Source organism: Pseudomonas sp. GB2N2, from assembly GCF_054897705.1.
In genome coordinates, this window is sequence record NZ_CM142701.1 from 2,491,436 (window position 1) to 2,505,202 (window position 13,767).

General features: G+C 58.2%; 16 protein-coding genes and 1 pseudogene. 10 read left to right on the forward strand and 7 right to left on the reverse strand.

Annotation, left to right across the window (positions count from 1 at the left end; translation table 11 throughout):
- Nucleotides 1-25: 25 nt before the first annotated feature.
- The gene (locus tag ACYZT4_RS11590) at nucleotides 26-1,762 is read right to left on the reverse strand and encodes a L,D-transpeptidase family protein (RefSeq protein ID WP_461987888.1); all 1,737 of its coding nucleotides are present in this window, start codon (nucleotides 1,760-1,762) and stop codon (nucleotides 26-28) included.
- Nucleotides 1,763-1,843: 81 nt separating this feature from the next.
- Between ACYZT4_RS11590 and ACYZT4_RS11595 the strand changes: the two genes are divergently transcribed.
- The 4 genes and pseudogenes from ACYZT4_RS11595 to ACYZT4_RS11610 all read left to right on the forward strand — a co-directional run bounded on the left by ACYZT4_RS11595 (nucleotide 1,844) and on the right by ACYZT4_RS11610 (nucleotide 4,951).
- Nucleotides 1,844-2,548 carry a murein L,D-transpeptidase catalytic domain family protein gene (locus ACYZT4_RS11595; RefSeq protein ID WP_461987890.1) on the forward strand — a complete coding sequence of 235 codons (705 nt, stop codon included), beginning with the start codon at nucleotides 1,844-1,846 and terminating at the stop codon, nucleotides 2,546-2,548.
- 96 nt (nucleotides 2,549-2,644) lie between these two features.
- Nucleotides 2,645-3,460: an alpha/beta fold hydrolase gene (locus tag ACYZT4_RS11600; RefSeq protein ID WP_461987892.1), complete on the forward strand. Its 816-nt coding sequence runs from the start codon at nucleotides 2,645-2,647 to the stop codon at nucleotides 3,458-3,460.
- Nucleotides 3,450-4,631 carry a PAS domain-containing sensor histidine kinase gene (locus tag ACYZT4_RS11605; protein WP_461987893.1) on the forward strand — a complete coding sequence of 394 codons (1,182 nt, stop codon included), beginning with the start codon at nucleotides 3,450-3,452 and terminating at the stop codon, nucleotides 4,629-4,631. Before ACYZT4_RS11600 ends, ACYZT4_RS11605 begins: the two co-directional genes overlap by 11 nt.
- A pseudogene (locus ACYZT4_RS11610) lies at nucleotides 4,592-4,951 on the forward strand (transporter substrate-binding domain-containing protein). The gene ACYZT4_RS11605 and the pseudogene ACYZT4_RS11610 overlap by 40 nt, the downstream one beginning before the upstream one ends.
- 99 nt (nucleotides 4,952-5,050) lie before the next feature.
- On the opposite strand, the gene ACYZT4_RS11615 reads toward ACYZT4_RS11610, so the two are convergent.
- Nucleotides 5,051-5,269, reverse strand: coding sequence for a hypothetical protein (locus ACYZT4_RS11615; protein WP_461987895.1), 219 nt, complete (start codon nucleotides 5,267-5,269; stop codon nucleotides 5,051-5,053).
- 244 nt (nucleotides 5,270-5,513) lie between these two features.
- Here ACYZT4_RS11615 and dusA point away from each other — a divergent pair, with 244 nt between their 5' ends.
- The 3 genes from dusA to tal all read left to right on the forward strand — a co-directional run bounded on the left by dusA (nucleotide 5,514) and on the right by tal (nucleotide 7,855).
- Entirely contained in the window at nucleotides 5,514-6,509 is a 996-nt protein-coding gene (dusA, locus tag ACYZT4_RS11620; RefSeq protein WP_461987897.1) for a tRNA dihydrouridine(20/20a) synthase DusA, read from the forward strand.
- Nucleotides 6,510-6,547: 38 nt separating this feature from the next.
- Nucleotides 6,548-6,760 (forward strand): AbrB/MazE/SpoVT family DNA-binding domain-containing protein, encoded by a 213-nt coding sequence (locus tag ACYZT4_RS11625; RefSeq protein WP_461987899.1) that lies wholly within the window; start codon nucleotides 6,548-6,550, stop codon nucleotides 6,758-6,760.
- Nucleotides 6,761-6,928: 168 nt separating this feature from the next.
- On the forward strand, nucleotides 6,929-7,855 hold the full coding sequence (gene tal / locus ACYZT4_RS11630) for a transaldolase (RefSeq protein WP_461987900.1): 927 nt from the start codon (nucleotides 6,929-6,931) through the stop codon (nucleotides 7,853-7,855).
- A gap of 180 nt (nucleotides 7,856-8,035) precedes the next feature.
- Here tal and rssC read toward each other — a convergent pair whose 3' ends face one another.
- Both rssC and rssB read right to left on the reverse strand, forming a co-directional pair.
- Entirely contained in the window at nucleotides 8,036-8,518 is a 483-nt protein-coding gene (gene rssC / locus ACYZT4_RS11635) for an anti-sigma factor antagonist RssC (protein ID WP_007935262.1), read from the reverse strand.
- Nucleotides 8,518-9,699 (reverse strand): two-component system response regulator RssB, encoded by a 1,182-nt coding sequence (gene rssB / locus ACYZT4_RS11640; protein WP_461987902.1) that lies wholly within the window; start codon nucleotides 9,697-9,699, stop codon nucleotides 8,518-8,520. Before rssB ends, rssC begins: the two co-directional genes overlap by 1 nt.
- A gap of 276 nt (nucleotides 9,700-9,975) precedes the next feature.
- Between rssB and ACYZT4_RS11645 the strand changes: the two genes are divergently transcribed.
- Nucleotides 9,976-10,275 (forward strand): PilZ domain-containing protein, encoded by a 300-nt coding sequence (locus ACYZT4_RS11645; protein ID WP_461987904.1) that lies wholly within the window; start codon nucleotides 9,976-9,978, stop codon nucleotides 10,273-10,275.
- Between the two features lie 62 nt (nucleotides 10,276-10,337).
- Here the strand turns inward: ACYZT4_RS11645 and ACYZT4_RS11650 are convergent, their stop codons facing one another.
- Complete coding sequence (locus ACYZT4_RS11650) at nucleotides 10,338-11,027, reverse strand: MlaA family lipoprotein (RefSeq protein WP_461987906.1); 690 nt, start codon at nucleotides 11,025-11,027, stop codon at nucleotides 10,338-10,340.
- A 201-nt stretch (nucleotides 11,028-11,228) separates the two neighbouring features.
- On the opposite strand from ACYZT4_RS11650, the gene ACYZT4_RS11655 reads away from it, so the two are divergent.
- Nucleotides 11,229-11,849 (forward strand): HAD family phosphatase, encoded by a 621-nt coding sequence (locus ACYZT4_RS11655; protein ID WP_461987907.1) that lies wholly within the window; start codon nucleotides 11,229-11,231, stop codon nucleotides 11,847-11,849.
- A gap of 125 nt (nucleotides 11,850-11,974) precedes the next feature.
- On the forward strand, nucleotides 11,975-12,238 hold the full coding sequence (locus tag ACYZT4_RS11660) for a DUF4404 family protein (protein ID WP_461987909.1): 264 nt from the start codon (nucleotides 11,975-11,977) through the stop codon (nucleotides 12,236-12,238).
- Nucleotides 12,239-12,313: 75 nt separating this feature from the next.
- Here the strand turns inward: ACYZT4_RS11660 and queF are convergent, their stop codons facing one another.
- Both queF and copI read right to left on the reverse strand, forming a co-directional pair.
- Nucleotides 12,314-13,144 (reverse strand): NADPH-dependent 7-cyano-7-deazaguanine reductase QueF, encoded by an 831-nt coding sequence (queF, locus tag ACYZT4_RS11665; RefSeq protein ID WP_461987911.1) that lies wholly within the window; start codon nucleotides 13,142-13,144, stop codon nucleotides 12,314-12,316.
- Between the two features lie 61 nt (nucleotides 13,145-13,205).
- A complete protein-coding gene (gene copI, locus ACYZT4_RS11670; protein ID WP_461987912.1) occupies nucleotides 13,206-13,727 on the reverse strand; it encodes a copper-resistant cuproprotein CopI in 522 nt (173 codons plus the stop codon).
- Nucleotides 13,728-13,767 lie beyond the last annotated feature (40 nt).

A 13,767-nucleotide genomic window follows, 5' to 3' on the forward strand; every position in this document is an offset into this window, starting at 1 on the left:
GCACAGCGCCAGTTCCAAGCGCGGGTTACTGAACGGTCCCCACCGAGGCCGTCGCCGCATGCAGATTCAACACCGGCAATTGCGAAGGTCGATTTAATGCCCGCAACACGGGTTCGTCGTAACCGTACACATCCGGTTTAAAAGAAACGCGCCCGTCACTGGCTAAATCTACGGTCCAGTAAGCCAGCAACACAGGTACTTTCACCGGCAGCCGAATGTTTTCGGTCTTGCCGTTGGCCAGCTGTTTCTGAATACCGGCGCTGTTCCATTTAACCGGATCGTTGAACAACAACTCCACCAGCTGCAGCGGGTTCTCCACCCGAATGCAGCCCGAACTGGTCGCGCGGACAGTCTTGGCAAACAACTCGCGGTGCGGCGTGTCGTGCAGGTAAATCGCGTAGTCGTTGGGGAAACGGATCACCACCTGACCCAGCGAGCTATCCGCACCCGCGTCCTGACGCAAGCTAATGCCGCGCGGGTTGGTCCAGTCGACGGTCGACGGATCCACCACATTGCCTTCGCGGTCAATCACGCGAATACGGTTGGCGGCCAGGTAGCCAGGATTGCTCTGAATTTTCGGCAGCACGTCTTCCTTGAGGATCGTCGGCGGCACGGTCCAGGTCGGGTTAAACGTGATGTAGGTAATCTGCGCCTGGAAGATTGGGGTGTTGCGTGCCGTTTTGCCGACCTGCACCCGGGAGCGCCAGATCGGCTGACCATCGCGGTACATCGCCACTTTGTAGCCGGCGATATCAACGATCACGAACGTGCCCTGGAGCTTATAAAGCAGCCAGCGAGCCCGTTCCATGTTCACCCGCACCTGATCGATGCGCGCGTCAACGGGTACATTCAATGCTGCCAGCGTGGTCGCCCCCGCCATGCCGTCCGCGCCTAGATATTGTTCGTTCTGATACTTTTTCACCGCTGCGGTGACGGCAGCGTCGTACTTCGTGCCGTGGATCAGACGCGGATCGAGGAAACCTGCGGCAACCATGCGCGAGCGCAACTGCGCGACCGCCGGTTCGTCCATGCCAGGTTTCAGCGAATGATCGACCGCCACTTTCGGCCAGCCACCCCGGTCGCGAATACCGCGCAATTGCGCCAGCGCCTGACGCAAACCGACGTACACCGCTTCCTGAGGCGGCGCGATGGCAAACGCTTTCGCCACATCGTGACTGTCGAGTGCAGCGAAGAACGCATTGACGTCGTCGCGCGGATCAACGCCATTGGCGTCAAAATTCCAGTGAATGTCGAGTCTCGAAGGGTCGACCTTGCCCCGCCGCAGTTGCAGCAGCGCAGTAATAAAGTTATGGGTGGTCGCAATATCGAAAGCAGCCCGTTGTTCGGGCGTGTCCTGGCTTTGCAACGAGGCCTGGGAGCGGACCAGCGCTTCAATATGGAAATCTGTCGGGTTCAAACCATCGGCTTCCGTCGCGTTCAAGCTCGCGATCAGTTGCGCAACGTCGCTGTCGCGGGTCCATGCCGCGCGATAGGCGCGATGGGTGTAGAAATCCATAACCAGACGGCTGACATCGATCCGACGATTACGCGGCGTCGTCAGCAACGGCGGAAATGAAGTTTTCAGCGGTTCGAGGGAGGCCTGGATCGCTTGACCGACGTTGTCGTCCGCTGCAGCTTCGATAACGGAGGTCGGCGCATTTACCGGCTCATTTGGCGAAGTTTCCGCGAGGGCCGTGCCGCTGATCAGAAAGCCCATAAAAAATACGCGGCTTATGACGAATAACCTTGTTAAAAGCACCATGAATAATCCTTAATCTCCCGCAATCAACGCCTGGCTTTCAACACGCTGCTAGACTCGAACTTAACATGATGAGACATCTATATGGCGCCACTACGTTTTGGCTTTCTACTGCCGGGCCTGCTCTTGACTGCAATGTCCGTACCGTCAGCCTACGCCGATTCGCTCGCGGCCGCCCTCATCAAAGCGGCCCCGAAAGCTAACGCCAACGTCATCAGCCTCGCCGTTCGCGCCTCGCAATGCAGCATCGCTCAAGGCGCTGCTCCTGTCCAAAGACTTGCGGTTATCGATTATTCCCTACCTTCGACCGAACAGCGGCTGTGGGTGTTCGATTTAAAAAAGCGCAAATTGCTGTTTCATGAATTGGTCGCCCATGGTCGCAACAGCGGCGAGAACATGGCCGTCAACTTCTCCAATCAAAATGAAAGCTTCGCCACCAGCCTCGGCTTGTATCGCACCCAACAGAGTTATGTCGGGCAGAACGGTTATTCCCTGCGCATGGAAGGCCTGGAGCCGGGTTTCAACGACAACGCGTTTGACCGGGCGATCGTGATTCACGGCGCGCCTTATGTCAGCCCCATGCTGGCGCGGGTCAACGGGCGGATTGGTCGAAGCCTGGGCTGCCCTGCCGTGCGACCGGCCATTGCGCACCGGCTGATTGATTCGATGAAAGACGGGCAATTGCTGTTTTCCTATTACCCCGATCAAAGCTGGCTGAAGAAGTCGTCGTACATCAACTGTGGTTCCGGGACGGTGGCGACAGCGGCGAAGTCCACGACCAGGCGTTGACGTCGCAATTCGCAATGACAACACGTGACCGGATGCCTGCGACTATCTAAACTCCCGACACGCCAGAAATACCTTCGGCTCGCTCGGGAAAACCTCATGGACCTTCAACGTCGTAACAACCTCAAAGTGATAGGCGAAGGCCGGGCAACCATGATCTTTTCCCACGGCTTCGGTTGCGATCAGACCATGTGGCGTTATCTCATCGATCATTTCACCGGTCGATTCAGAGTGGTGCTGTATGACCTGGTGGGCGCCGGTCAATCGGACCTGGGAGCCTACGAAAAAGAAAAATACAGCTCGCTGAATGGTTACGCGAAAGACCTGAGCGAAATCATCGATCAGGTCGCCAGCGGTCCGGTGGTGGTGGTCGGCCATTCCGTCAGCGCGATGATCGCGGCCCTCGCGGATCGGCTGTCGCCGGGAAGAATCACCGCCCACGTAATGATTGGTCCTTCGCCCTGCTACATCGATTCCGACAACTATGTGGGCGGTTTCAAACTCGAAGACATCCATTCGCTGCTCGACACACTCGACAGCAACTACCTCGGCTGGTCCAGCACCATGGCCCCGGTCATCATGGGCGCGCCCGGGCAACCGGCGCTGGGCGAAGAACTGACCAACAGCTTCTGCCGCACCGAACCGGAAATCGCCAAGCAATTCGCGCGCGTAACGTTCCTCTCGGATAACCGCGAAGACATCGCAGGGCTGACCACGCCGACGCTGATTCTGCAATCCACCGACGACCTCATCGCCCCGATTGCCGTGGGCGAGTACCTGCACGCCGTGCTGCCCAACAGTTCGCTGTGCCTGGTGGCCAACGTCGGGCATTGCCCGCACATGAGCGCACCGAGCGCGTGCTCTGCGGAAATGGACAGCTTTTTGTCGTCCTGGGTAAGCACTGATGTCGACTGATCTACCGCCGCTACCCGATGCGCAGACGTTGTTCGAACAAGCCCCCTGCGCATTGGTGGTGACGAAACAGGACGGCACGATCCTGCGCAGCAATCAGACGTTCAGCGATTGGATCGGCTTCGATGCCCAAGCGCTGATCGGCCGGCGCTTTCAGGACCTGCTGACCATGGGCGGGCGTATCTTCCATCAAACGCACTGGTCGCCACTGATGCAGATACAAGGCTCGGTCGCCGAGGTCAAACTTGACCTGGTTCATCAAGACAAGCGCACCGTGACCATGCTGCTCAACGGCGTCCGTCGCGAGCACGCCAGTGGTGCGTTCTATGAACTGGCGTTGTTCGGTACCACTGACCGCGACAAATATGAGCGCGAATTGCTAAGCGCTCGGAAAAACGCTGAAGGCCTGTTGCGCGAAAAAACCGCTGCCGAAACCGCCCTCAAGCAAGCCCAGGCCGACCTGAGCGACGCCTACGAAAAAGCCCAGCGTCGCGCGTCGTTTGCCGAGCAGATGGTCGCCATCGTCAGCCACGACCTTAAAAACCCGCTGACCGCGATCAAAATGGCCTCCGACATCCTGGGGCGAAACGAGCGTACCGCCAAAGAAAGCAAACTGCTGGGCCACATCAGCCAGTCGGCGGATCGCGCCGAGCGCATGATTGCCGACTTGCTGGACTTCGCGCTCGCCAGGGTGGGCAGCGGCATCGCCGTCACCCCTTCGTCGCAGGACTTGCATGCATTCGTGAGTCACAGTGTCGATGAGTTGCGGGTTGCGTTTCCGAAAGCAGCGCTGTTGCACCGCTTATTCGGATGCGGCTCTGCGTTCCTGGATGCCGATCGGGTGCAGCAAATCATCGGCAACCTGGTGGCCAACAGCGTGGCGTACGGGGATTTGCAGCAGCCCGTCACGATTACCTCCCGCGTGGACGCTGATCAGGCCATTGTGTCAGTGCAAAACCACGGGCCGGTTATTCCCCAGGCTCTAATAGATGTGCTGTTTGAGCCGATGACCCGAGGTACTGAAACGGCCAGTGATGTGCGCAGCGTCGGGCTTGGGCTGTTTATCGTTCGGGAAATTGCCAAGGCCCATGGCGGGGATGTTTCAGTCAGTTCGAGTGTGGAAGACGGTACGGTATTCAGCGTTTATTTCCCGTTGAAGGCGGCTGCGCACTAACCGATGCGCATCTGCACAGCGTCATTCAGCAAGGCCAACTGCGCGTGTGCACCACGGGCGACTATAAGCCTTACACCGTCAAAGCCGAGGACGGCGCCTACTCGGGAATCCACATCGCCATGGCCCAGTCCCTGGCCGACAGCCTCGGCGTGAAGACCGAGTGGGTGCAAATTATGCAGTAGGGGGAAAAGGCGTACTGGCTGCCGCGAGATGACATGAGGTAGAAGTTGTATGTCGATCAGTGGTTGCATCTGGCCAAGGTGACGGGCAACGACCAGAAAGTCCTCGGCCAATGGGAATCCACCCCCGCCCCCCAATAACCACCCGCCCCCTGTAGCAGCGGGCGAAGCCTGCGTCGACCGGTCCGCGCTCGGGCGCAGCAGTCGATCACCCCGCAAACACGCAACTACTGGAATACCTCAATCGTCGTGCAACAACCCAGAACTGTACTCGCCGAAGCTGCTACCGAGTGCGCTGCCGTGGAAATTCAACTGACTGTGGTTATTGGTTGGGCCTGGGCCGAAGCCGGACGATGGCCCCAGGTCTTCTGAGTCATTGCTTTGGCTGCTCACGCCCGAGCAGGCGCTCAACAGCAATGCACTGGTGATCATCACGACTTTGAAGAGGTTCGGGATCATTTTTCAATTTCCTGTGGGCGGAGGGCATGGTCATACGCATGGTCATACGGCCTGCACGTTATCGTAGGCCACATGTCCGAGATTCAGGGTGAAATATCGCGGGGCGACAGCATGTGTTCAGCTACCGCGATTTATTGATGTGGGCTCACACACCTGATACGACGGTTGCAAGACTTGCAGAGGCCCGGCAAGCCCAATCCTGATAAACTTCTCCACCTCTCAGCCTCACCGATTCAGATCCCCAATGTCTTCGATTGCCGTTACCCCTGCCCTGCTCTCCCGCCGCTTCTCCGTCGCCCCGATGATGGATTGGACCGACCGCCATTGCCGGTTCTTCCTGCGCCTGCTCTCCAAGCACGCCCTGCTCTACACCGAGATGGTCACCACCGGCGCACTCCTCAACGGTGATCACGAGCGTTTCCTGCGCCATAACGAAGCCGAACATCCGCTCGCCCTGCAACTCGGCGGTAGCGTTCCTCTGGACCTCGCCGCTTGCGCGCGCATGGCGCAGGAGCACGGCTATGACGAGGTGAATCTGAATGTTGGCTGCCCAAGTGATCGGGTGCAGAACAATATGATCGGCGCAGTGTTGATGGGGCATCCGCAGTTGGTGGCGGATTGTGTGAAGGCGATGCGTGATGCAGTGTCAATTCCGGTGACAGTGAAGCATCGGATCGGGATCAACGGGCGAGACAGTTACGAGCAGCTGTGCGAGTTCGTCGGCACGGTTCGCGACGCCGGGTGCACGAGTTTTACCGTGCATGCGCGGATTGCGATTCTGGAGGGGCTGTCGCCGAAGGAGAACCGCGACATTCCGCCTTTGCGCTATGACGTGGCTGCGCAGTTGAAGAAGGATTTTCCGGATCTGGAAATTATTCTCAACGGCGGGATCAAGACGCTGGAAGCGTGTCACGAACATTTGCAAACGTTCGACGGCGTGATGCTGGGCCGCGAGGCGTATCACAACCCTTATGTGATGGCCGAGGTGGATCAGCAACTGTTCGGCAGCACGGCGCCGGTGATCAGCCGGGCCGAGGCGCTGGCGCAGTTGCGGCCTTATGTCGCCGCGCACATCGATGCGGGTGGTTCGATGCACCATATCACCCGGCACGTGCTGGGGCTGGGCACCGGGTTTCCGGGGGCACGCAAGTTTCGGCAGTTGTTGTCGGTGGATATTCATAAGGCTAAAGAGCCTTTAGTGTTGCTGGATCAGGCGGCGGAGTTGCTTGAGGGGCGGTAACGGAAAGATCCTTGGTCCCGCGGAATGGAGCATCACTGATGACAACTGCGAAACTAACGACGAAAGGACGGGTTACCATTCCGGCGCAGGTGCGCACCGCGCTTGGACTGGTTGCCGGAGATGTAGTCGAGTTTGTGACGTTACGAGACGGGAGCGTTGAGCTTGGCGCCAAGAACCGCTCGGCTCACGCGCTCAAGGCCTCATTCGTAAAGTCGAGGATGCAGAGTCCAGAGGCGCTAACGGTCGCTTGAGTTGAACCTGCGCCCCGATTCGGCATCGTACATACGAACACCGTGCCCCAGCCTTTCAAACATTCGTTTCTCAGATGTTGTCCCCGGGGCCTTCGATACGTACATGCGCCCTTGAGTGGCTGTCAGCGCTCGGGTAATGTCATTAGACCCATAGGACAGAGCACGCCCATGACTTCCAAGCTGGAACAACTCAAACAAATGACCACCGTGGTTGCCGACACCGGCGACTTCGAAGCGATCGCTCGTGTTAAACCGGTAGACGCTACCACCAACCCTTCCCTGCTGCTGAAAGCCGCGGCCATTACGGGTTATGCCGAGTTGCTCAACGCTTGCGTCAGTGACTGCAAGGGTGATGTGGGCCTGGCCAGTGACCGTTTTGGCGTTGCGGTAGGGCAAGAGATTCTGAAAGTGATTCCTGGGCGTATTTCCACCGAAGTGGATGCACGCCTGTCGTTCGACACTGACGCCGTACTGAAGCGCGCGCACCGTCTGATCGACCTGTACGACAAGGCCGGCATTGGCCGCGACCGCGTGCTGATCAAGATCGCGTCCACCTGGGAAGGCATCCGCGCTGCGGAGATCCTGGAAAAGGAAGGCATCCAGACCAACCTGACGCTGCTGTTCTCGTTTGCTCAAGCGGCGGCGTGTGCCGATGCGGGCGTGTTCCTGATCTCGCCGTTCGTGGGCCGCATCTACGACTGGTACAAGAAGGCCAACGGCAGCGACTACAGCGGCGCAGATGATCCGGGCGTGCAGTCGGTGACGCGCATTTACAACTACTACAAGGCCAACGACTACAAGACCGTGGTCATGGGCGCAAGCTTCCGCAACCTGAATCAGATCGAGCAACTGGCCGGTTGCGACCGTTTGACCATCAGCCCGGACCTGATCGACAAGTTGGCAGCAGACACCGGCAAGCTGGAGCGCAAACTGGCGCCGGGGCATGCGGGTGAGGCGCGGTTGATCCTGAATGAAGTACAGTTCCGTTGGTTGTCCAACGAAGATGCGATGGCGACCGAGAAACTGGCTGAGGGGATTCGCCAGTTTGCCCGGGATCAGGAGAAGCTTGAGGCGCTGTTGCAGGCCAAGCTGTGATTTAGTCTTCGGCGTATCGCAAAAAGGGCGAACCTTGATGGGTTCGCCCTTTTTTGTGTGCGTGGTTTGATGTTTGTTTGGCTTCGCGCGGGCGGATGTGGAGATTGGGCGGACGCCTTCGCCGGCAAGCCTGGCGCCTACAGGTTTTGCGTGAACCGACACTCCCGACTAGTTCAAGGATCAGTGACGCTCTAAAGCATTCACCAAATCATGAAACGCTTCGCGATTTGAATCGTTCAGGCCCATGAGGATTTTGTGCGCTTCGAGCACTTTAATCCGCACCACTTCTTCGGACTGGTCCTGGTCTGGCAGATCGGTCAGGCATTCAGGGCACGGGATCGGGCGATCCACGATGTTGAACACTTGTTCGAAGCCCATGGACTGGAGCAGACGCGTGATGTCTTCGTGGGTGGTGACGACGGTCGGCAGCAAGCCGACCTTCTGCCGCGACAGGATCGACAATTTGGCCAGCAGGCCAAGGGTGGTGCTGTCGATGCTGCGGGTTTCGGTCAGGTCGATCACGATTGCGTTGAAATTCAACGCGGTGAAGATCCGCTCAATAGTCGCATCCAACGCCGAACACAGGGTCAGGCGAACTTCACCGACGAACTTGAGGACGAAGGTGCCGTCCTGCTCGGCGAACTGGATTCTACCGGTACTCATCAAAGATTCCTGCTCAACACCAACAGGGCGATATCATCCGGCATCTCCCCAAGCGTGGCCAATCCAAAAACCTGCCGCAGCCCATCCAGGGTGCCGCCCGCTGCCTTAACCCGCTGGGGCAAAGCCGCTTCTTTTTCTTTGAGTGTCGGTTCTGGCAAAAGGTCCAGAATGCCATCAGACATCAGCGTCAGGCTGAACGTCGGCGGCAATTCCAGCACGTGGTCTTCGTAGGTGGCTTCATTGAAGAGGCCCACCGGCAGACCACGCCCTTCCAGATAACGGACACTGTCTGGCGTGTACAACACTGGCAACGGCAAATGACCGCCGATGCTATAGGTCAACAAACCTGTCTCCTCGTCGATGACTCCACCGACCATTGTGACGTGTTTACCCAGCTTACAACTGATCAGGCCCCGGTTGATATGACCAAGGACTTCTGAAGGCTTGAATTCCGGCAAAGTGCCGTTGCGCTTGGATTCGAACAACAAGCGCGTGGTCATGAATTTCAGCAGCACGGTGACGAAAGCTGAAGAGGCGCCATGGCCTGAAACGTCCGCCAGGTAGAACGCAACCCGACGCTCATCGACCCGAAAATAGTCGACGAAATCACCCGACAGGTACAGCGACGGGATGATCTGGTGAGCAAACTGGAACTCGTCGATGGTCCAGGGACTGACCGGCAACATGTTCATCTGCACTTGGCGACCGGCGTTCTGGTCTTCCTGGAGCAGGTTCAGGCTGGCTGCGAGCTCGCGATTGGCCTTTTCCAGCTTCTCGCGGTAGCGCTGGTTTTCCAGCAGCAGGCGCGCACGATCCAGGGCCCGGCGCACGGAGTGCTCGAGCACGGCCAGATCTTCGAGAGGCTTGATCAGGTAATCCGCTGCGCCCAGGCGCAAGGCCTCGACCGCGTCGTTCATCACGCCGGCGCCGGAAACCACGATGACCGGGGTTTGGGGCGACCGCTCAGTGACCTGGCGGATGAGTTCGAGTCCGCCCATCTGCGGCATGCGCAGATCGCAGATGACCAAGTCGGGCTTGTCTTGCTCGAATACCTGAAGACCCTGCTGACCATTGCTGGCCTGCAAGACGCTGAAACCACTGTCTTCCAAATAGGCGGCGAGGCTCGCGCGCACTACTTCGTCATCATCGATTATCAGCAGCGTGGCACTGGTTTTTGGCATGTGGGCAAACGGCGCCAGAATTAGGTTGGCGTAGCAGGTTGGGAATTTGACCCGACTCACACTACTGGATTCGCTTTCTAGCCTCTCTACTGCACCGCTTTCGGGCACAAGCCCTACTGACAGGCACACCAGAGGTGCCCTTCTAAGGCGCAGACGGTACTCCCATCCGCGGGGCGTTTCAAGCTCACGCCGATGGTCGCTTGACGTCTTTACTTGTCAAATGACCGAGAGTTATAAGAACAGGCAAAACCGTAACCCAATTGAAGGACGAAGCCCATGAGTCAAACCGATCGGGACTACAGCGAAAAGCGTGATTTCATCCGCATGCGGGTCGATGCCGATGTCGCGCTGATTCACGCAGGAGATGAGGTTGCAGGCGTCTGCCTCGACCTTTCCAGCAGTGGCATGCAGGTCGAGGCGCCTCGTCTGTTCAAGGTGGGCGACCTTCTCAGCGTACGGATAGACTCCGATCACGCGGCACTCAAGGGTCTCGAAGCCGACACGGAAGTGGTGTGGGTGAGAGAGCAGGACGGCGGAAGCCAGAAACTCGGCCTTACAATCTTGAAAATGAAATAACCAGGATCCAAAAACAAAGAAGGCAGCCATTTGGCCGCCTTCTTTGGTTTTACTGGTCGAGATCAGAAATCGTCTTCGACCTTACCGTCTTTGACTTTGAATTCGCGATTCTGCAGATAGGCGTTGCGAATGAAGGTGTACTTGTCGCCGCTGATCAGCTTCTCAGCCGACAAAAGACTGGCGCGGGTGTCGACGATGTTCAGACCGAAGATCGAGTTACGCACAGGCACGTCGTTGATGTACGGGTACGGGCCGGTGTAGCCGTCGACGAACTTGGCCGGCGCGTCACGCAAGGTGCTTGGGCCCAGCAACGGCAGCATCACGTACGGGCCGCTTCCCACACCCCAGTAGCCCAGCGTCTGACCGAAATCTTCGTCGCTGCGATTCAGGCCCATTTTGGTGCCCACGTCGAAGAAGCCCAGCAGGCCAAAGGTGGTGTTGAAGATCAGGCGCGCAGTGTCGACGCCGGCAGCGGCCGGTTTGGCCTGCAAGAGGTTGTTGGCAAGGTTGGTGACATCACCGACGTTGCGGAACATGTTGTGGATGCCGTCTTCGAGAAATTGCGGGGTCACGAACTGATAGCCCTGCGCCAGAGGCTTCAGCGCATAAGTGTCAACCACGTCGTTGAACGTGTAGATCGGGCGGTTGATGCTTTCCCAAGGGTCGTCTTCCGTGGCTGCCTGGACAGCGAACGGAGCCAGCAACACACTGGCGCACACAAACAGCTGAGCGAGATGATTGCTCCAGCGCATAGAAAAACTCCTTGGATTGTACTGGCTCGGGCGGCTTGGCCCGGGCGTTAAGCTAGCTAGTATAAGACGGAATAGCCGCTTTAGGCAGCATCGTGCGCGATGGCCTACGGATGATTCGCCACGACGGTGAGCGATTCACATCAATGTCACGTAACTGTCACCGGCAGCGCATAGCCTTATGGCTATTTCAGGGACGTAGATATGTCGCATGCCGAAGCGTTGCCCCTTGCTGCATCCAGCCTGACCGCCGTGCTATTCGGCCTCAGCGGCTGCCTGGTGGATTTCGGCGCTCGCACGCGCGAGCACAACGCCCATGCCGCAGAGCATTCCGAGGTCACGCCCGGCGCGCTGGACAGTCTGCGGAGTCTGCAGCGCCAGCAGATTCCCTGCGCCTGGCTCGATGAGCTCTCCCCTGCCCTCAGCCATTCCCTGGCCAGCGCGCTGCCGGAATGGATCAAACCTTCGCAATACCCTGCAACAATCAATCCGTGGCCGAAGCCGGATGCGTGCTGGCAAGCCTTGATGGCGCTAAATGTGGATCGACTGGATGGCTGCGTGCTGGTCAGCGGCGAACCGCGACTGCTGCAGTCGGGCCTGACCGCGGGGCTGTGGACGATTGGCCTGGCGTCCTGTGGCTCGCTCTGCGGGCTCGCGCCCAGCGAATGGCAGGCGTTGAGCCAAAAAGAACGCGAACACCTGCGTGGCAAGGCCACGGTGCAACTGTTCAACCTCGGCGTGCATTCGGTGATCGACAACCTGGGCGAGCTCGACACCTGCCTGGCGGACATCAGCCTGCGTCGCCTCAAGGGCGAAAAGCCCTGACAGCTGCCTTATACCTATGAAGGCAGGCACGTTGCGCACGAGTGGATTAATCTATAGGTCAGCCATAGACCTTTGGCGCGCCGCTGCGGTCTATGCCAGTGCCTATCGATAAAAGGAAGAACGCCATGCCTGCCCGCGAACTGCAACAACAGCTCATTACTTTGCGCGAGCAACTGGAACAGAATCCGCCGCTGTCCGACGCCGAGCGCGAGGACCTGCACGCGCTGATGCAACAGATCGAACTTGAGATCGAGCTCGAAACCAAAACCAAAGACTCCAACCTCGCTGACGGCGTGAACCTCGCAGTAGAACGCTTTGAACTCGAACACCCCGCCATTGCCGGCACCTTGCGCAACATCGTGCAAACCCTGGGCAATATCGGAATCTGAATCCGTCGGATACAAAAAAGCCCTGCTATTGATAGCGGGGCTTTTCATTTTCAGAGAAGTCAAAAGATCCTGACTTTATTGGCGGGCCAAGCGGTGGTTCGGCAATTGTACGGTTTCCGTACTGCGATACGGGTTGATGTCCAACCCGCCACGACGCACATACCGCGCATACACCGTCAGCCTCTCCGGCTTCAGCAACCGTTGCAGATCAAGAAAGATCCGCTCCACGCACTGTTCATGGAAGTCAGAGTGCTGACGGAAGCTCACGATGTATTCCAGCAGGCTCGCGTGATCCAGCGCCGCGCCACGGTATTCCACCGCCACGCTGCCCCAGTCCGGCTGACTGGTCACCGGGCAGTTGGATTTGAGCAGATGGCTGTGCACGCTCTCCTCCACAATGCGCGAATCATCGCAACGCAGCAGCTCCGGACGCGGGTGTTCGTAGTTGCTGACGCTGATGTCCAGATCGTCAATGCACACGCCTGGCAGTGCCATGACGCCTTCGACTTCGACATCCTGCAAACTGCGAATCCGCACGCCAACCGGTTTGCCAGCCGCGGCGGACAAGTCTTTCACCAGCGTCGCTTCAAGGCTCTCGGTATCGCCGAACGATGTCTGGTTCAGCGAGTTCAGGTACAGCTTGAACGACTTGGATTCGATGATATTCGGCGAATCCGCCGGAATACTGAATTCGCCGATCGCCACCACGGGCTTGCCGGACGGCAGCAGCCACGACAGTTCAAAGCAGTTCCAGAAATCCACGCCTTTATACGGCAGGGTTTCTGCCGTCAGGCCCAACTCGGCCCATTTCGCGGTGCGCGGGATCGGGAACAGCAATGACGGCGTGTACGTGGCGATGTATTCGCTGGATTTGCCCAGCGGCGAGTGTTCGGCTGCGGGATGCATGGCGGAAACCTGACTGAAGAATCAGCGGATTCTACCAGCCTTTGCGTGCGCCTTTGAGTGCTTACTGACTGACAGTCAACTTGCCGACCATGCCGGCTTGATAATGCCCAGGGATATTGCAGGCAAATTCCAGATTGGTGGCCGTAGTGAAGGTCCAGGTCAGTTCGGCGATCTTGCCCGGCTCGATCAGCACGCTGTTCGGGTCATCATGCTTCATTACATGATCCATGCCGGGCATCGAGCTGTGGTCCATTTCCTTCATCGCTGTAGGGGTGAGCATGCCGCTCTGCTGCATCTTCATCATTTCCTGCTGATGTCTGGCATGCATCGCTGCGTCACCGAGGTTAAATTCGTGCAGCAGCTGGCCCTTATTCACCAGCACAAAACGAACCGTCTCACCGGCCTTGATGTCGATGGCTTTGGGCGTGAATGACATGTCACCCATCACCACTTCAACGCTGCGGGTCGCCTTGGCGGCGGGGGCCGGTTCACCGAAATCATAGTAATGCGCCGGCGCTGCCCACGCCGGCGAGCTTAGCGCCAGCAAACATGCGACCAGCAACAGAGGTTTGCGCAAAAACATAGTCGTACTCCAACAAGATAAGGTTCAGCCTGTGGAAAAC